The 16,543-nt window shown below is 56.1% G+C and carries 17 protein-coding genes; 10 read left to right on the top strand and 7 right to left on the bottom strand.

Annotated elements, in window-relative coordinates; genetic code table 11:
- The first annotated feature begins 2 nt into the window (after positions 1-2).
- A complete protein-coding gene (gene cysE / locus AB6T85_RS21030; protein WP_253457035.1) occupies positions 3-824 on the top strand; it encodes a serine O-acetyltransferase in 822 nt (273 codons plus the stop codon).
- Here the strand turns inward: cysE and trmL are convergent.
- The 3 genes from trmL to cpxR are packed head-to-tail and all read right to left on the bottom strand — an operon-like array spanning position 821 to position 3,407.
- A complete protein-coding gene (gene trmL, locus AB6T85_RS21035; RefSeq protein ID WP_125290599.1) occupies positions 821-1,294 on the bottom strand; it encodes a tRNA (uridine(34)/cytosine(34)/5-carboxymethylaminomethyluridine(34)-2'-O)-methyltransferase TrmL in 474 nt (157 codons plus the stop codon). The two genes, cysE and trmL, sit on opposite strands and share 4 nt — an antisense overlap.
- Before the next feature lie 41 nt (positions 1,295-1,335).
- Positions 1,336-2,712, bottom strand: coding sequence for an envelope stress sensor histidine kinase CpxA (cpxA, locus tag AB6T85_RS21040; protein ID WP_125290598.1), 1,377 nt, complete (start codon positions 2,710-2,712; stop codon positions 1,336-1,338).
- The gene (cpxR, locus tag AB6T85_RS21045; protein ID WP_125290597.1) at positions 2,709-3,407 is read right to left on the bottom strand and encodes an envelope stress response regulator transcription factor CpxR; all 699 of its coding nucleotides are present in this window, start codon (positions 3,405-3,407) and stop codon (positions 2,709-2,711) included. Before cpxR ends, cpxA begins: the two co-directional genes overlap by 4 nt.
- 152 nt (positions 3,408-3,559) lie before the next feature.
- On the opposite strand from cpxR, the gene cpxP reads away from it, so the two are divergent.
- From cpxP to AB6T85_RS21075, 6 genes are all read left to right on the top strand, one after another.
- Positions 3,560-4,069, top strand: a complete 510-nt coding sequence (gene cpxP / locus AB6T85_RS21050) for a cell-envelope stress modulator CpxP (protein ID WP_369896583.1) — start codon at positions 3,560-3,562, stop codon at positions 4,067-4,069.
- Between the two features lie 579 nt (positions 4,070-4,648).
- Positions 4,649-5,308 (top strand): Ssp6 family T6SS pore-forming effector, encoded by a 660-nt coding sequence (locus AB6T85_RS21055; RefSeq protein ID WP_301730974.1) that lies wholly within the window; start codon positions 4,649-4,651, stop codon positions 5,306-5,308.
- 362 nt (positions 5,309-5,670) lie between these two features.
- Complete coding sequence (fieF, locus tag AB6T85_RS21060) at positions 5,671-6,567, top strand: CDF family cation-efflux transporter FieF (RefSeq protein WP_253457039.1); 897 nt, start codon at positions 5,671-5,673, stop codon at positions 6,565-6,567.
- A gap of 204 nt (positions 6,568-6,771) precedes the next feature.
- Positions 6,772-7,734 carry a 6-phosphofructokinase gene (gene pfkA, locus AB6T85_RS21065; protein WP_125290594.1) on the top strand — a complete coding sequence of 321 codons (963 nt, stop codon included), beginning with the start codon at positions 6,772-6,774 and terminating at the stop codon, positions 7,732-7,734.
- Between the two features lie 151 nt (positions 7,735-7,885).
- A complete protein-coding gene (locus AB6T85_RS21070; RefSeq protein WP_301252471.1) occupies positions 7,886-8,878 on the top strand; it encodes a sulfate ABC transporter substrate-binding protein in 993 nt (330 codons plus the stop codon).
- Between the two features lie 197 nt (positions 8,879-9,075).
- Positions 9,076-9,834 carry a CDP-diacylglycerol diphosphatase gene (locus AB6T85_RS21075; protein ID WP_253457043.1) on the top strand — a complete coding sequence of 253 codons (759 nt, stop codon included), beginning with the start codon at positions 9,076-9,078 and terminating at the stop codon, positions 9,832-9,834.
- 6 nt (positions 9,835-9,840) lie between these two features.
- On the opposite strand, the gene yhjD is transcribed toward AB6T85_RS21075, so the two are convergent.
- Positions 9,841-10,836, bottom strand: a complete 996-nt coding sequence (gene yhjD, locus AB6T85_RS21080) for an inner membrane protein YhjD (RefSeq protein ID WP_253457045.1) — start codon at positions 10,834-10,836, stop codon at positions 9,841-9,843.
- A 56-nt stretch (positions 10,837-10,892) separates the two neighbouring features.
- Positions 10,893-11,792: a LysR family transcriptional regulator gene (locus AB6T85_RS21085; protein ID WP_301730971.1), complete on the bottom strand. Its 900-nt coding sequence runs from the start codon at positions 11,790-11,792 to the stop codon at positions 10,893-10,895.
- Positions 11,793-11,907: 115 nt separating this feature from the next.
- On the opposite strand from AB6T85_RS21085, the gene AB6T85_RS21090 reads away from it, so the two are divergent.
- Positions 11,908-12,666: an SDR family NAD(P)-dependent oxidoreductase gene (locus AB6T85_RS21090; protein WP_301730970.1), complete on the top strand. Its 759-nt coding sequence runs from the start codon at positions 11,908-11,910 to the stop codon at positions 12,664-12,666.
- A 42-nt stretch (positions 12,667-12,708) separates the two neighbouring features.
- Here AB6T85_RS21090 and AB6T85_RS21095 read toward each other — a convergent pair whose 3' ends face one another.
- Entirely contained in the window at positions 12,709-13,560 is an 852-nt protein-coding gene (locus tag AB6T85_RS21095) for a PhzF family phenazine biosynthesis protein (protein ID WP_301252475.1), read from the bottom strand.
- A 150-nt stretch (positions 13,561-13,710) separates the two neighbouring features.
- Between AB6T85_RS21095 and AB6T85_RS21100 the strand changes: the two genes are divergently transcribed.
- Positions 13,711-14,334, top strand: coding sequence for a glutathione S-transferase family protein (locus AB6T85_RS21100; protein WP_253457057.1), 624 nt, complete (start codon positions 13,711-13,713; stop codon positions 14,332-14,334).
- Between the two features lie 4 nt (positions 14,335-14,338).
- Here AB6T85_RS21100 and AB6T85_RS21105 read toward each other — a convergent pair whose 3' ends face one another.
- Positions 14,339-15,796, bottom strand: coding sequence for an aminotransferase-like domain-containing protein (locus AB6T85_RS21105; protein WP_253457060.1), 1,458 nt, complete (start codon positions 15,794-15,796; stop codon positions 14,339-14,341).
- A 136-nt stretch (positions 15,797-15,932) separates the two neighbouring features.
- On the opposite strand from AB6T85_RS21105, the gene AB6T85_RS21110 reads away from it, so the two are divergent.
- Positions 15,933-16,517 (top strand): LysE family translocator, encoded by a 585-nt coding sequence (locus tag AB6T85_RS21110; protein ID WP_369896584.1) that lies wholly within the window; start codon positions 15,933-15,935, stop codon positions 16,515-16,517.
- Positions 16,518-16,543: the final 26 nt, after the last annotated feature.

Genomic DNA, 16,543 nt, shown 5'->3' on the forward strand with positions numbered 1-16,543 from the left:
TAATGCCGTGTGTAGAGCCCGGGGTGGTCTGGGATTATATCAAAGAGGAAGCGCGGGCGCTGGCGGAAGGCGAGCCGATGCTGGCCAGTTTTTACCACGCTACCTTGTTAAAGCACGATGATCTGGGGAGCGCGCTGAGCTATATGCTGGCTAACAAGCTGGCTAACCCAATCATGCCCGCTATCGCCATCCGCGAGATCGTCCAGGAGGCCTATAAGCAGGACGCCTCTATGATCCAGTCGGCCGCCTGCGACATTCAGGCCGTACGCCAGCGCGATCCCGCCATCGATAAATACTCTACGCCCCTGCTCTACCTGAAAGGGTTTCATGCTCTACAGGCTTACCGTATCGGCCACTGGCTGTGGAATGAAGGCCGCCGTGCGCTGGCCATCTATCTGCAAAACGAAATCTCTGTCTCTTTTGCCGTAGATATTCATCCGGCCGCGAAGATCGGGCGCGGCATCATGCTCGACCACGCCACAGGCATTGTCGTGGGCGAAACCGCCGTGATTGAAGATGATGTTTCTATCCTGCAATCGGTGACGCTGGGCGGGACGGGCAAGACCAGCGGCGACCGTCATCCTAAAATCCGCGAAGGCGTGATGATTGGCGCAGGCGCGAAAGTGCTGGGCAATATTGAAGTGGGACGCGGTGCCAAAATCGGCGCCGGTTCCGTGGTGCTACAGCCCGTGCCGCCGCATACCACGGCGGCCGGCGTACCGGCGCGCATCGTCGGCAAACCCAGTAGCGACAAACCGTCAATGGAGATGGATCAGCACTTCAACGGTATGGTGCCGGGCTTTGAGTTCGGCGACGGTATTTAGCTTTTAATCAGCGCGCCCGCATAGTCCAGCTGGCGCCACGCTTCATAAACCACCACGGAAACCGCATTCGACAGGTTCATGCTGCGGCTGTCCGGCTGCATTGGAATACGAATTTTCTGCGCCGCAGGCAGCGCGTCCAGGATCTCTTTGGGCAGGCCGCGCGTTTCCGGGCCGAATAGCAAATAATCCCCTTTCTGATAGCTTACGGCGCTGTGCGCGGGCGTGCCCTTGGTGGTCAACGCAAACAGGCGCTGCGGCTGTTCGGCTGCCAGAAAAGCCGCATAGTCGGCGTGACGCTGGATGGCGGTGAATTCATGGTAATCCAGACCAGCCCGGCGCAGACGCTTATCATCCCAGGTAAAACCCAGCGGCTCAATCAGATGCAGGCGAAAGCCTGTATTGGCACACAGACGAATAATATTGCCCGTGTTTGGGGGGATTTCAGGTTCAAAAAGTACGATATTCAGCATCAGCAGCGGCCCTCGTTCACAAGGGCCGCAGCATAGCAAATTCAGCTGTTGCTGGTATAGAGCGGCAGCCAGAGCGTCAGTCGCAGTCCGCCAAGCGGGCTGTCATCTGCTTTCACCCAGCCGCGATGTTGCTGAATGGCGGTTTCCACAATCGCCAGCCCCAGGCCGGTGCCGCCAGATTCACGGTCGCGCGCCTCGTCGGTACGGTAAAACGGCCGGAAAATCTGCTCGCGATCTTCCGCGCTGACGCCCGGGCCATCATCATCCACATGGATGGTAATACCCTGTTTATCCACGGAAAAGCTGACTACGATACGGCTATGAGAATAGCGCAGCGCGTTACGAACGATATTTTCCAGCGCGCTGTCCAGCGCGCTCGGGTTGCCGTAAAGCGGCCACGGCCCTGGCGGATAGGGGACTTCCAGCGTTTTGCCCATCTGCTCCGCTTCAAACCGGGCGTCGTCCAGCACGCCTGACCAGAGATGATTGGCCTTCATGGCTTCGCTGACCAGCGCGTTCTTATGCTGGGTGCGCGACAGCACCAGCAGATCGTTGATCATGCCGTCCAGCCTTTGCGCCTCCATCTCAATGCGCTGTAGCTCTTTACCTTCACCCTGGCGACGACGCATCAGCGCGGTAGCCAGCTGTAATCGCGTCAGCGGCGTGCGCAGCTCGTGCGAGATATCGGACAACAGACGCTGCTGCGCGGTCATCATTCGCTCCAGCGCGCTCACCATCTGGTTGAAGCTGGAACCGGCGGCGAGAAACTCCTGCGGGCCAGATTCGAGCTCAGGGCGTTGCCGCAGATTGCCGGCGGCCACGTCATCGGCCGCGTGTTTCAGTTTGCGCGCCGGTTTCGCCAGGCTCCACGCCAGCCAGAGCAGCAGCGGCGAGCTGATCAGCATGGTGACTATCAGCAGCAGCAGCGGGCGGTCAAACAGCAGGTTGATAAAATCCAGCTGCGAACTGCCGGCAGGCCTGATCAGATAGAGCTGATAGCTGTCTTCGCCATCGCGCACGGAAAACGGACCGAGCATCTCTGTGCGGCCATATTTCTTTTTCTGCGGGTGATCGGCGTTATCGGACTGGCCGATAAAGTTACGGATAACCTGCATCTCGTTATGCTGCGCGCCGATGACGCGGCCTTCGCTCGTCACCAGCAGCAGGCGCTGACCCGGCGGCGCCCACTTGTCGATGGCGCGAAACAGCCTGCGCCACCACATTAAATCGTTGGGCGGATCCTGCATCAGCTCCGCCTCGACGTGTTGTTCTATCATGGTGCCCTGCCGCTGCTCATTATCAAGCAGCGGCGTCATCTGACGGGTATCCAGTTTGGGCACCATCAGCACCAGCATCAGCACCAGCGCCAGGGTCAGCCAAAAAATGGCAAAGATGCGGGTCGTCAGGCTGGAAATCATGTAGCGGAGACCATCAGATAGCCCCGACCGCGCAGCGTTTTAAACCAGGGATGTCCATCCTTGCGGTCCGGCAGCTTGCGGCGCAGATTGGAAATATGCATATCGATGGCGCGGTCAAACGGCGTTAAGCGTTTACCTAACACTTCCTGGCTCAGGTGTTCGCGAGAGACGACCTGGCCCAGATGCTGCGCGAGCAGATAGAGCAGCGTAAACTCGGTACCGGTTAAATCCAGCGTGACGTCGTCAAAGCTGGCCTCCTGACGCCCCGGATTCAGGCGCAGATGGTCAACCTCCAGCGTTGGGGAACCGCTGTCGTGCTGTTGCTGCTGTTCACTCCAGTTGGAGCGGCGTAAAATCGCGCGTATGCGGGCCACCAGCTCGCGATCGTTGAAGGGCTTAGGCAGATAGTCATCCGCACCCAGTTCCAGCCCCAGAACGCGATCCAGCTCGCTACCGCGCGCGGTCAGCATGATAACCGGCGTTTGATGCTGCTGACGCAGCTCTTTCAGGGTATCAATACCGTTCTTTTTGGGCATCATAACGTCGAGAAGTAACAGATCGACAGAACTATCCAACAGGGCCAGTGCCTGTTCGCCGTCGCCGGCTACCAGTACGTCGAACCCTTCCATTTCAAGCAATTCTTTCAATAGCGAAGTCAATTCGCGATCGTCGTCAACCAACAGGATTTTATTCATTTTTTATCGCCCTCCACAGGCAAAATACCGTGAACGAATGCCCGCAATCCATGACTTTACGTAGTTTTACACCCCCTGACGCATGTTTGCAGCTGCCCCCGTAGACTGATTTTCGTTGAATCGAAATATGGAAACCAACCTGGGAGTTAACGATGCGCAAAGTTACCGCCGTCGTTGTGGTTCCGGCGCTGATACTCAGCTTCTCCGCCGCATGGGCTACAGATGTGACGACGTTTGACGAGATGCATCGGGGTAGCGCAGTGCCAGGCAGTATGGCGCAAGTTCCGCAAAACCACATGTTTGATGGCATCGATCTTACCGAACAGCAGCGCCAGCAGTTACGGGATCTGATGCAGCAGGCTCGTCATGAGCGTTCTCCCATAAGTATTAACGATTTAGAACAGCTGCATGCAATGATTATTGCAGATAAATTTGATGAGGCGGCCTATAAAGCCCGCGTCGACAAAATTGCTCAGGCTGAAGTAGCACGGCAGGTAGAGATGGCGCGAGTGCGCTACCAGATGTATCACCTGCTGACGCCGGCGCAGCAAGCCGTTCTGAATCAGAAGCATCAGCAGCGCATAAACGAAATGCGCCGCCTGACGGAAGCGCAGCACGTTACACCGCTGCAGGCTGTAAGTAGCACAGGCAGTAACCAGTAGCAGAATATCCCTTTTTTCCTTGCCATAGACACCATCCCTGTCTTCCCCCACATGATGTGGGGGTTTTTTTTATCAACGACTTAGCTGTAATTTCCTTTCAAAACAACCCCCTGTAGAAATGTTGGAACGGTCTGGAACGGTTTCTAAATGTCCTGAATGTGGACGTTATGTGGACACTGAGGACACTTTGTGGACATGGCCGGGGCACCGCATACCCACTGCCCCGCCTGTGTGATTAAGGCACTGCCAGCCCGCGCCAGTGCTGGGCGGCGGCGGTACGCGGGGTTTTGCAATCTGCGCAACGTTTCGCAGGTTTTTGCAAAAACAGGCGCGCCGCGTGCTGGTAGCCTTTCGTATAACTTAATGTTTTTTAAAAGAATCTATCCGATTGCGCGAGGATCAAATTAGGATCGCGTATGGCGCATGATAATTGCTGTCAGAGGCGTTCGGGTCAGGCCTGGCGCAGGATAGACATCAGTCATAGCACTGTAACAACATTGCAAATCATTGCGTCAGGGTTGTTGAATCAATGCACAACTAGCGATACCGTCAGTATGATTTTTATCAGGAGATAATTGTATGGATGCAAAAATGGTAGCACGTGGGATAGCTGATGGCATTTCCAGTATACCCGGATTGATGGGACGTGGACTAGTCAGAACCTGGCAGGGTAGCGGCGCGGCAGGTGATGGCCTTAGGGACAGAAATCAGCGAGAAACAGAACGGTTTATCAGGTTGGTTAAATCGCTGGGAGACAAGGAGGAGCCGTTGCGTCGCCTGATTGAGTTAGTCATGGTTGAATTTTATCAAAAAATGAACGACTCAGGACGGGCAGCCATAAACAGTAAGATAAATTATGGTGTAGGGCATTTTGCTGGAAAGACTGCAGCGCAATTTGCACTGGCATATACAGCTGGCTCAATAATGTTACGCCATGTGACATCGGCACCCGTATATCGTGAGTTCGTTCGATTTGGCGTTTCGGTGCCGCTCAATGTTCTGATGTGGCAGGGACTCATTGAGGAAGCCGCAGAGGCCTCTCGCCGTTTGCGGCGAGACTATCCGCAGACATATTACAAGGTGTCGATACAAGACCTTGATATGATTTATTTTTTAGTAGAGGGTCAGCTCGAACCTTATATTAAATTTATCAACAGCCATCCGGCAATGTGCAGGACGATCGAAAATGAACTCTGTAAAATATTGCCTGGCAAAGTTCGCCAGGTATGTGGGAGTTAGTGTATCTCATGCGCTGGCAGCTACAGTGATTGGTTTCGCCTCGTTGGCATCACTTCTTTCGTTGTTCATGTTTGATAGCGGCATAATGAAATTAATCGGCGCTATAGGATTTTTGATACTCGGTTATCTGGTCACCTTGGGCCTTGCATTGCTGCGCGGTGAACGCTAACGCTAGCCCGCCCCGCTGGCAGGCTAATTTTTTGATGTGGTCAATCTGTGGACATTGTTAGAAACAAATCCTTTTGTTTCAGTTACTTATGATGATATTTAAATCACCACCCCTGTCTTCCCCCTCATGATGGCGGGGCTTTTTTTGCCCGAAATCCGGTATACTTAAACCACTGTCCTGAACGGAGTGCGATATGGCACAGCATTATGCGCGCCTGGTTAACTCTGCCGCTCTGGCGGCTACGGCTCTGGCTTCTCTGTTACTTCTGGTGAAGATTTTCGCCTGGTGGTATACCGGCTCGGTCAGCCTGCTGGCGGCGCTGGTGGATTCTCTGGTGGATATTGCTGCCTCGCTGACTAACCTCTTTGTGGTGCGCTACTCTCTGCAACCTGCCGATGAGGAACATACCTTCGGACATGGCAAGGCCGAATCGCTGGCCGCGCTCGCGCAAAGCATGTTTATCTCCGGCTCCGCGCTTTTCCTCTTCCTGACGGGATTACAACATCTGTCGACGCCTGCCGGGATGCGTGCGCCGTTGGTTGGGGTTATCGTCACGCTTATTGCGCTCTTTTCTACGCTACTCCTGGTCGCTTTTCAGCGCTGGGTGGTGCGCAAAACCCACAGCCTCGCCATTCGCGCCGATATGCTTCACTATCAATCTGACGTTATTATGAACGGCGCCATCCTGATAGCGCTGGGATTGAGCTGGTATGGCTTTAAACGCGCCGATGCGCTGTTTGCGTTGGGTATCGGCGTCTGGATCCTCTATAACGCGCTGCGGATGGGGTACGAAGCAGTACAGCTGCTGTTGGACAGGGCGCTGCCGGAGTCAGAGAAGGCAGAAATTGCGACCATTGCCGGCCAGTGGCCCGGTGTGGAAGGCGTACACGATATCCGCACGCGTCTTTCCGGCCCGACGCGTTTTATTCAGCTGCATCTGGAACTAAAAGACCATCTGACGCTGTTTCAGGCGCACCTGATTGCGGAAGAAGTTGAACGAGCGTTGCTGAAAGCTTTTCCCGGTTCTGATATTACTATTCACCAGGATCCCTGCTCGGTAGTACCTGAAAAGGAGCTGAATGGGCTATGATTTTCAGAGAGTTAAAAGAGTTACCCGAAAATTGCCTGAAAGAGTTATTTTGCGATGGAAAAATAGCAGAATGATCTCTGACCTGAATCAATTCAGCTAAAAGGCTTTGATATACTATTGCCAACATTAGTCGATCGCTCGCGTACGCCGATCCCCCAAGGCGTTCAGAATTTAAAATTTGCATTAACAAGTTCAGAGGTTGTCATGATCAAAAAAATCGGTGTACTGACAAGCGGCGGTGACGCGCCTGGCATGAATGCAGCTATTCGGGGTGTCGTTCGTGCGGCGCTGAGTGAAAATCTTGAAGTTTTTGGTATTTATGACGGCTACCTGGGATTATATGAAGACCGCATGGTGAATCTGGATCGCTACAGCGTTTCCGATATGATCAACCGCGGCGGTACTTTCCTGGGGTCGGCGCGTTTCCCGGAGTTCCGCGAAGAGTCCGTTCGTGCCGTGGCCATTGAGAACATGAAAAAGCGCGGGATTGATGCGCTGGTGGTCATTGGCGGCGACGGCTCCTATATGGGCGCCAAAAGGCTGACGGAGATGGGCTTTCCCTGCATCGGCCTGCCGGGCACCATCGATAACGACGTGGCCGGTACGGATTACACTATCGGCTACTTTACCGCGCTGGAAACGGTGGTAGAGGCCATTGACCGCCTGCGCGATACCTCTTCTTCCCATCAGCGTATCTCTATTGTCGAAGTGATGGGCCGCTACTGCGGCGATCTGACGCTGGCGGCAGCGATCGCGGGCGGCTGCGAATTTATCGTCCTGCCGGAAATTCCGTTTACTCGCGAAGAGCTGGTGCAGGAGATTAAAGCGGGCATCGCTAAAGGTAAAAAGCACGCGATTGTGGCGATTACCGAGCACATTTGCGATATCGACGAGCTGGCGAAATATATCGAATCCGAAACCAAACGCGAAACCCGCTCGACGGTGCTGGGCCACATTCAGCGCGGCGGCGCGCCGGTAGCCTATGACCGCATTCTGGCTTCACGGATGGGCGCCTACTCTATCGAGCTGCTGCTTCAGGGCTACGGCGGCCGCTGCGTCGGTATTCAGAATGAGAAGATGGTGCATCACGATATTATTGACGCCATTGAGAATATGAAGCGTCCATTTAAAGGCGACTGGCTGGATACGGCTAAACGTCTTTATTAAATCGTAATGACTTTTCAGGCGCTGCCCGTCAGCGCCTTTATTATGCAAAGTGATATTCCATTCAGTTATTACAGCTATCTTTTAATTCTTTAAGTCAGCAGTCACTTTGTGTCACGCTCTCTGCCAGAAAAAACCTTTGGGAGCGCGCATAATGAAAAAGTGGAGCATCGGATTAACCCTGCTGCTGGCTTCAACCAGTGTTCTGGCAAAAGATATCCAGCTGTTAAACGTCTCTTACGATCCTACCCGTGAGCTTTACGAGCAGTACAACAAAGCTTTCAGCGCGCACTATAAGCAGGAAACAGGCGATAACGTGGTGATCCGTCAGTCGCATGGCGGCTCCGGCAAGCAGGCGACCTCCGTGATTAACGGCATTCGCGCCGATGTGGTGACGCTGGCGCTGGCTTCCGACGTGGACGCTATTGCCGAGCGCGGACGCATCGACAAAAACTGGATCAAGCGTTTGCCGGAAAACTCCGCCCCTTATACTTCCACCATTGTGTTCCTGGTCCGCAAGGGCAACCCAAAACAGATCCACGACTGGCAGGATTTGACGAAGCCTGGCGTTTCCGTGATCACGCCAAACCCAAAAACCTCTGGCGGCGCGCGCTGGAACTATCTGGCTGCCTGGGGCTGGGCGCTGGACAAAAACAACGGCGACAACGACAAGGCGCTGGCCTATATCAAGGCGCTGTTTAAGAATGTTGAAGTACAGGATTCCGGCGCACGCGGCGCAACCAATACTTTTGTTGAACGCGGCATCGGCGACGTGCTGATCGCGTGGGAAAACGAAGCTTACCTGGCCGTCAACAAGCTTGGTAAAGACCAGTTTGAGATTGTGACGCCGAGCGAGTCGATTCTGGCCGAGCCGACGGTATCCGTTGTGGATAAAGTGGTCGACGAGCGCGATACCCGTAAAGTGGCCGATGCCTACCTGAAATACCTTTATTCGCCGGAAGGTCAGGATATCGCGGCGCAAAACTATTATCGTCCGCGCGATCCGGCAGTGGCGAAAAAATATGCCGACAAATTCGCGCCGGTGAAGCTGTTTACCATCGACGATCCTAAGTTCGGCGGCTGGGCCAAAGCGCAGAAAACGCATTTTGCGGATGGCGGCACCTACGACAAAGCCATGCAGCGTTAATATCTTCAGAATGCTGACAGAGGGTGAGTTTGTCATCAGTCAGAAGCCAGTCATCCGACTGGCTTTTGTTTTCTTCGTTATATCCTGCTGATTCCAAAAAGCTTCCGCCAAATAGTCACGCGTGTTGATTATTTAGCATGACCTTTAGCAACGATTCGTTTACATTATGCGCAATTTAACGCGCAGAGGTTGTTGTCATGCAGGGAGGAACGCGTGTCCTGATTATGGGCATCGTGGCGTCCGTGGCTGTTATTGCAGGCTGCAAGGCGCTCAGTTTTAAACACAATGCCAATGCATTATGGAATATCGTCAGCCAGCAGTGCGTACCCAATCAGCAACAAAACAACGATCCGGCGCCCTGCCGCATTGTAGATTTGCGCAACGGCTACGTGGTGATGAAAGATCGGGAAGGGCCGCTACAGTTCCTGTTAATGCCCGTGAAAAAGCTTGCCGGTATCGAAAGTCCGGAGCTGCTTAATCCTTTTGCTCCTAACTATTTTGCCGAGGCCTGGCACGCGCGTCACTATATGGAAGAGCGTCGCGGCTCGCCGGTAGACGACAGCGCGGTAGCGTTAAGCATTAACTCGCAGCGCGGCAGAACGCAAAATCAGCTGCATATTCATATCTCCTGCCTGCGTCCGGATATCCGGCGGCGGCTGGACAGCCTGAACAGCTCGCTAAGCGAGAAATGGCAGTCGGCGCAGTTGGGTAAGCATGAGTATCAGATCAGGATAGTGAGCCGTGACGAACTGAAAAAAACCAGTCCGTTTGTCCGCATTGCAAACGAGCTGCCGGGCGCGCGTGAGGAGATGGGGAAATACGGTATCGCGGTGGCGGCAATGCCGGGCGGGCGGCGGGTGCTGATGGTGATTAAGCGCAATCTGCTGCTGCTGAACCGGGGTTCGGCGGAAGAGCTTCAGGATCACAGCTGCGCTATTTTGCAGCCGTCATCCTGATTGTTATCAGACCGGAGTATTAGCCTGCTCCGGCTCATCATCCGCATATTCCGCCGTGGCTATCCAGGCGGCGCAGAACAGCGTCAGACGCGCGAAAAAGTAGAAGAAAGCCATCAGGCCAAGCACGGAGCCGAACGCCGCGCCGGAAGGTGAAGAAGCCAGCTTCGGCAACGTCATGGTCATAATGGCTTTAATCACCTCAAAGCCGATAGCGGCGAGCAGCGTCCCGCGGAACAGCGCCTTTTTACGCGGCTGGTGGCGCGGCAGGCGCCAGAAAATCCACAGAAACAGCAAATAGTTCGCCAGGATAGAGATGGTCAGGGCAATGGTGGTCATCGCCGGGCGCAGCCATTCGATACCGTCCAGCCCCAGCGCCCGCACAATGGCGTCCTGCGCCGCGCCAGCGACCGAAGTCAGCATGATGGTAATAAACAGCGCCAGCACCAGGCCTATCAGCGAGATAAAATCGCGGGTGTATTTGAAGTAAATCTTTTCTTTATCCTGCTGGTTACGTTCCCAGACGTCGCGCGACTGCGCGCGGACGGCTTCGCGCAGGTTGCCCATCCAGCTGATGCCGGAATAGAGCGCCACCAGCAGGCCGGTGATCCCCACGGTAGTGCGCTGCTCGACGGCCGTTTTCACGCTGTTTTTCAGCGTAGTGGCCAGCGTAGGATCGCTGATGCTGTTAACCATTCTGTCGATCAAATCCGTCAGCAGATCCTGATTGGAAGCGAGTACGAAACCCACACCCGCAAACGACACCATCAGAATGGGGATCAGCGAAAGAAAAGAAAAATAGGTGATCGCCGCGCCAAACTGGCTGCCCATGCGGTCGGTAAAGCGCTCCCCGGCGCGGATAAAATGCGCCACCGCCGGAATAGCCTGAAACCAGCTTACCAGACGGGAAACGCGCGTAATCGACTTATCAACGGTTTGATTGCCGGTTTTGATATTAATCAGCGGCTTTTCCGCTTTTTTCTCTTCGGGTTTATTTTCCTTCATGGATCCTTCTTCATATCCTTCAAGTGCATGGCGTAAAACAAATTATAGCCGGACGCTCAGGCAACGTAGTTTTTCATTGCCTGGGTCAGCCATTCCATAAAGACCTGAACCCGACGCGTCAGGTTGCGGCGATGGGGATAAATCAGCGAAACGGGCATCGGTTCGGCGCGAAAATGCGGCAGGATCTCGACCAGCTTTCGCTCGGTCAGCGCCTGTTTTACGCCGCGTTCCGGCACCTGAATAATGCCCAGGCCGGCCAGACAGGCGGCGCGATAGGTTTCCGTGCTGTTAACGGTTACCGTTCCACCGGTTTGAATATAGCGGCTATTTTTACCGTCAAAGTATTCAAAGCCCGTCGGCTGCACGCCAATCTGCTGGCTGTAGTGCACCATCGCGTGCGAGACGAGATCGTCCGGCGTGGTCGGCGTACCAAAACGCGCCAGATAGTCAGGGCTGGCGCAGTTAATCAGCGTCAGCTTACCCAAAGGCCTGGCGATCAGGCCGGAACTTTCCAGCACGCCGACGCGCACCACGCAGTCAAAGCCTTCCCGCACCACGTCCACGCGTCTGTCGCTGCTGCTCAGCTCCAGTTCGATGCCGGGATAGTGCTGCATAAAATCCGGCAGCAGCGGCAGGATATAGTCGCACGCCATGCTGATGGGCATATCCACCCGCAGCTTGCCGCTTAGCGTGGCGGGATCGTGCTGGAACAGCGAATCCATTTCATCCAGCGTCGCCAGCACGTCGCGGCAGCGTTCGTAATAGATCAGGCCGTCCTGCGTCAGCTGGACGCGCCGCGTGGTGCGGTGCAGCAGCCGCACGCCCATCGCGTTTTCCAGCGATTGCAGCTGCCGCGACAGGCTGCCTTTAGGCAATCCCATGCTGTCGGCAGCGCGGGTGAAGCTCTGAAGTTCAGCGACCCTGACGAAAACCTGCATTGCGTGAATTTTATCCATTTATCCGCCCATTGTTGCTTATAACGAAACAGTGATGCGTAGCCAGGACCATTTATAGATCGCTTTGCGAGCAATATCCTGTTTTTTATCCACAGCGGAACCTACGGAGCGAGAAATGAGCCATAAAATTGCGGTTATTACCGGCGGCAGCCGGGGTTTAGGCAGAAACGGTGCGCTGAAGCTGGCTGAAAAGGGCGTTGACGTGATTTTTACCTGGCGCAGTAAAGAACAGGAGGCGCAGGCAGTCGTTAAGGAAATTGAAGCGCTGGGCGCCCGTGGCGTCGCGCTACAGCTGGACGTCGGCGACAGTCAGGCCTTTCCCGGCTTTGTCAGCGAAGTGCAAAAACAGCTAAAAGCGATCTGGCAGCGTGACAGATTTGATTATTTATTAAACAACGCGGGCACGGCGCTGCATGAGCCTTTTGCGTCGACCACGGAAGCGCAGCTCGAGGCTTTGGTTAACGTCCATTTTAAAGGGCCGTTTTTTCTGACGCAGCAGCTGCTGCCGCTGATAGCCGACGGTGGGCATATCCTTAATGTCTCCAGCGGCCTGACGCGTTTCAGCCAGCCTGGCTCCGGAGCGTATGCGGCGGTAAAAGGTGCGATGGAAGTGTTAACGCGCTATCAGGCGAAAGAGCTGGCGGCGCGGGGCATTCGCGTCAATATCCTGGCACCCGGCGCTATCGCAACGGACTTCAGCGATGGGCGAGTACGCGACAATCCGCAAATTAATGCGTTTATCTCTTCCGTCACGGCGCTGGGTCGCGTGGGGCTGCCGGACGATATCGGCAAGGCGATCGCCATGTTGTTCAGTGACGAAAGCGCCTGGATCACCGGACAGCGCATCGAGGCGTCCGGCGGCATGTTTCTCTGAGGCGTTTCAGGCCGGGAAGCGTCGCGCCTCCCGGCTTTAGCCTCAAAGACGGATCGTGCCGTCTATGACCGTGACCGTCTGGCCGCCAATCCAGGCTGTGCCCGACGCCCAGCTTACGCTCAGGCGACCGGCGCGCTGTAAGGCCGTGCCCTGACGCACGCGGTAATCCAGCTCCACGCCCTGCGCCTGCAGGTAGCGGGCGAGACAGGCGTTGGCGCTGCCGGTCACGGGATCTTCGCACAGCGAGCCGTGCTCCATCAGCAGGCCGCGCACCTCATACTGTTCCGCTGCGCCCTGCAAAGGGCCAAACGGCATCACGCCGGTCACGCGGGCTTTTTTCAGCAGCCGTTCAAATTCCGTAACGTTGGGTTTGATCGCCAGCACCGCTTCGGCGGAAACCATTGGCACCAGCAGAAAACGAATGCCCATATCCGCAATCATTACCGGCAGACGGGTTTCTATCGCATCGGTGTTTAACGCGCTGCCCAGCGGCGCCTCGTTAAATTCCGTCAGCGTCGCCTCCGGGGCGGCAAAAGCCAGCGCGCCGTCGTCGGCAATCTTAACCTTTACCAGCCCCAGCTCGCACTGCTGCACAATCTGGCCCGGCTTCTTCAGGCTAATACCGGATTCCAGCAGCGCATGGGCCGTACCGAGCGTTGGGTGGCCAGCGAACGGCAGTTCGCCGTCCGGCGTAAAGATACGCACCCGGTAATCGGCGGCCTCGTTGGTTGCCGGCAGAACAAAGGTGGTTTCCGATAAATGCGTCCAGCGGGCCACGGCCTGCATCTGCTCTGTGCTGAGATCCTCGGCCGCCATGATCACCGCCAGCGGGTTGCCGTTTAAAGGCGAAGAGGTAAAAACATCAACCTGTTTAAAAGCGCGTAGCTGCGTCATCTGTCTCTCCTTTCCATTAATTTTCTTTGACAATATCAGGAATTTTCCCGGTCGGGGTGCTGAAGAGGTGCTATTTTCAGGTTAAGGAGCGCCGTTATCAGTTCACGCTGTAACAGGTAGCCTAAACCCGAACAAAAAAGTGACGGAAATATGCTGAAAATACTGGGGCGTGCATCGTCTATCAACGTCCGTAAAGTCCTGTGGGCCTGTGAGGAACTGGGTATCGCCTCTGCACGCGAAGAGTGGGGCGAAGGCGCCAGATCGCCTCAGGAGGCCGAATTCAGGGCGCTTAATCCCAACGCATTAATGCCGGTTATTCAGGAAGGCGATTTTATATTATGGGAGTCCAACGCCATCATTCGCTATCTGGCGAACGCTTATGAAGGCGGCTGGCTCTACCCACAGGAACCGCGCGCCCGTGGACGAGTCGATCAGTGGATTGACTGGCAGGCCACCGAACTGAATACTTCCTGGCGCTATGCGTTTATGTCGCTGGTGCGGCATTCCCCCGCCCATCAGGATCCGCGCCTGCTGGCCGCCGCCTGTAAAGGCTGGAACTACACGATGGCTATTCTTAATCAGCAGCTGGAAAAAACCGGCGCTTTTGTCGCGGGTGACGCGTTCTCGCTGGCCGATATCCCGATTGGGCTGTCGGTGAACCGCTGGTATGAAACGCCGATGGAGCATCCCGAGCTGGCGGCGGTGCGCGCCTACTACGAGCGCCTGACGAAGCGTAAGGGCTACGCGCACTGGGGACGCAACGGGATGCCGTAACGGCTCAGGCTATGCCGGGCGGGATGCCGCTCATCTCGCAGGCCAGCTCGCCGGTGCGCTTCAGTGCCCAGGTATAGCGTTCGTCAAAGTGGTAGCAGCAGGTCAGCCGGATCGCGCTGTTGCAGCGGTCGCTCAGCGTATAGAGCGCGCCCGGCGTCAGGCAGATTTTCTCCTGCAGCAGGCGGTGGAACAGATCGATGCAGTCGATCTGGCCCGGCAGCTCGACCCAAAAGATAAAGCCGCCGCTGGGCAGCGTCGCTCTGGTGCCCTGCGGGAAATGCCGGGCGATCAGGCCGCGCGCCTCATCCATTAACGTGGCATAGCGGCGACGCATGGTGCGAAGATGACGATCGTAGCCGCCGGATTCCAGAAACAGCCCAAGCGTTTCGCTCAGCAATTTTGATTCCGTCAGGGAAGAAACCGACTTAAGCCGCGCCAGCGCCTGGGAAAAACGTCCCGCTGCTATCCAGCCAACGTGAAAATCGGGCGCCACCGTTTTAGTGAAGCTGGCGCAGTGCAGCACCCAGCCATCCGTATCGAAAGCCTTTACCGCTGGCGACAGCGGCCAGCAGAATTGCAGCTCGTCATAAAGCCCATCCTCGATCAGCGGCACCTGATAATGGTTAACCAGCTTCGCCAGCCGCTTTTTATCCTCCAGCCGCATGGTGCAGCCCAGCGGATTTTGTACCGTCGGCATGGCTACCAGCGCCTGAATGCGCTGCTCACGCAGCACCAGCTCCAGCGCGTCCAGCGACAGACCGTGCTGCGGATCGGTAGGCAGCTCCAGCACCTTTAGGCCCAGGCTCGCCACCAGAGGGAAGAGGTAGAAATAGGTGGGCGTTTCCAGCCCGATGCAGTCGCCGGGCTTGGTGACGGCGCGCAGAGCCAGCTGTAGCGCCTCCATACAGCCGTGCGTCAGCGTAATATCTTCGGCGGTGAGCATCATGCCCAAATCCGCTACGCGCCGGGCGATTTCACGACGCAGACGCTGGCTTCCCGGCGGCAGCGCGTAGCGGCCGATCAGCCCAGGTTCGCGCCGCAGCAGCGAAGCCATAATGCGGCTGATTTTCGCCGTCGGAAAGAAATCGCTGTTTTGCGGGCAGGCCAGCGAAAGGTTGATATAGTCCGGATGGTTTTGCGCCGCAAAGACGGTATCGATCAAATCGAGCTTCTCGCTGCCGGGCGTGCGCACCTGTGACTGGTGGCCGTTGCGCGCCCTTAACGAAGGCAGCACGCCCCGGACATAGTAGCCGGACTGGGGACGCGCTTCGATCAGTCCGCGATCTTCCAGTAGCCGATAGGCCGTCAGCACGGTGTTAACGCTGACCTGATGGATAGCGGCGCAGCGGCGTACGGCGGGAAGGCGGCTACCCGGCAGCCAGGTGCCGTTGTGAATGGCTTCCGCCAGCGTTTCGGCCAGCTGGTGATATAGCGTCTGCTCTTGCGGATCGATAATGGACACAGTCACGTCTCCGGCTAATGGGTACAGTTAATCGATAACAGGGATTGTGCTCATAACAATAGTGGATTTCTGAATCTGTTACCATCATCGCAGACGCCTTACCATGTTCTTCTCATTCACTTGCAGGAGAGCGGCCATGCTCGATCCCTCTTTTTTCAGCTACGTTACCGTTATGTCGATCACGCCTGGGCCGAACAATCTGATGCTTGCCACTTCCGGCGTTAATTTCGGGATGCGCCGCACCGTGCCGATGATGTTCGGCATCACGCTGGGCTGCGCCTTGCAGATAGCGATCGCCGCGCTGCTGCTGGACAGCCTGCTGCTGTGGATGAGCGCCATTCGCCTGCCTTTAACACTGCTGGGCTGTGCCTATCTGCTGTGGCTGTCATGGAAGATTTTCCGCGCGGGCGCGCCGGAACTGCGGGAAAAAGCGAGGCCGCTGACGCTGCTGGGCAGCGCGCTGTTTCAGGTGGTCAATCCAAAGGCCTGGCTGATGGCCACCAACGTAGCGTTGATCTATTCCGCCAGCAGCGGCATCCTGCCGATCATGAGCGGTTTCGCCGCGCTGAATCTGCCCTGCATTTTGGTCTGGGCGATGATGGGCGACAGGTTGGGCAGACATTTGCAGGTGGCGTGGAAGCTGCGGGCCTTTAACAGCGCGATGGCGCTGTCGCTGGTGGCCACCATCGGCTGGATGCTGGCAGAGGTGTTAAAGCCATAAAAAAGGGCGGCCCGAAAGCCGCCTTC

Source organism: Erwinia aeris, from assembly GCF_041224955.1.
Classification (GTDB): domain Bacteria; phylum Pseudomonadota; class Gammaproteobacteria; order Enterobacterales; family Enterobacteriaceae; genus Erwinia; species Erwinia aeris.

Bases quoted from the DNA above. Each gene is read 5' to 3' on its own strand.
- AB6T85_RS21095 (WP_301252475.1), bottom strand. From the start codon at position 13,560: ATGACGCAGCTACGCGCTTTTAAACAGGTTGATGTTTTTACCTCTTCG.
- AB6T85_RS21055 (WP_301730974.1), top strand. From the start codon at position 4,649: ATGGATGCAAAAATGGTAGCACGTGGGATAGCTGATGGCATTTCCAGT.
- AB6T85_RS21075 (WP_253457043.1), top strand. From the start codon at position 9,076: ATGCAGGGAGGAACGCGTGTCCTGATTATGGGCATCGTGGCGTCCGTG.
- yhjD (WP_253457045.1), bottom strand. From the start codon at position 10,836: ATGAAGGAAAATAAACCCGAAGAGAAAAAAGCGGAAAAGCCGCTGATT.
- AB6T85_RS21085 (WP_301730971.1), bottom strand. From the start codon at position 11,792: ATGGATAAAATTCACGCAATGCAGGTTTTCGTCAGGGTCGCTGAACTT.
- AB6T85_RS21110 (WP_369896584.1), top strand. From the start codon at position 15,933: ATGCTCGATCCCTCTTTTTTCAGCTACGTTACCGTTATGTCGATCACG.
- trmL (WP_125290599.1), bottom strand. From the start codon at position 1,294: ATGCTGAATATCGTACTTTTTGAACCTGAAATCCCCCCAAACACGGGC.
- cpxA (WP_125290598.1), bottom strand. From the start codon at position 2,712: ATGATTTCCAGCCTGACGACCCGCATCTTTGCCATTTTTTGGCTGACC.
- cpxP (WP_369896583.1), top strand. From the start codon at position 3,560: ATGCGCAAAGTTACCGCCGTCGTTGTGGTTCCGGCGCTGATACTCAGC.
- cpxR (WP_125290597.1), bottom strand. From the start codon at position 3,407: ATGAATAAAATCCTGTTGGTTGACGACGATCGCGAATTGACTTCGCTA.
- fieF (WP_253457039.1), top strand. From the start codon at position 5,671: ATGGCACAGCATTATGCGCGCCTGGTTAACTCTGCCGCTCTGGCGGCT.
- AB6T85_RS21090 (WP_301730970.1), top strand. From the start codon at position 11,908: ATGAGCCATAAAATTGCGGTTATTACCGGCGGCAGCCGGGGTTTAGGC.
- pfkA (WP_125290594.1), top strand. From the start codon at position 6,772: ATGATCAAAAAAATCGGTGTACTGACAAGCGGCGGTGACGCGCCTGGC.
- AB6T85_RS21100 (WP_253457057.1), top strand. From the start codon at position 13,711: ATGCTGAAAATACTGGGGCGTGCATCGTCTATCAACGTCCGTAAAGTC.
- AB6T85_RS21070 (WP_301252471.1), top strand. From the start codon at position 7,886: ATGAAAAAGTGGAGCATCGGATTAACCCTGCTGCTGGCTTCAACCAGT.
- cysE (WP_253457035.1), top strand. From the start codon at position 3: ATGCCGTGTGTAGAGCCCGGGGTGGTCTGGGATTATATCAAAGAGGAA.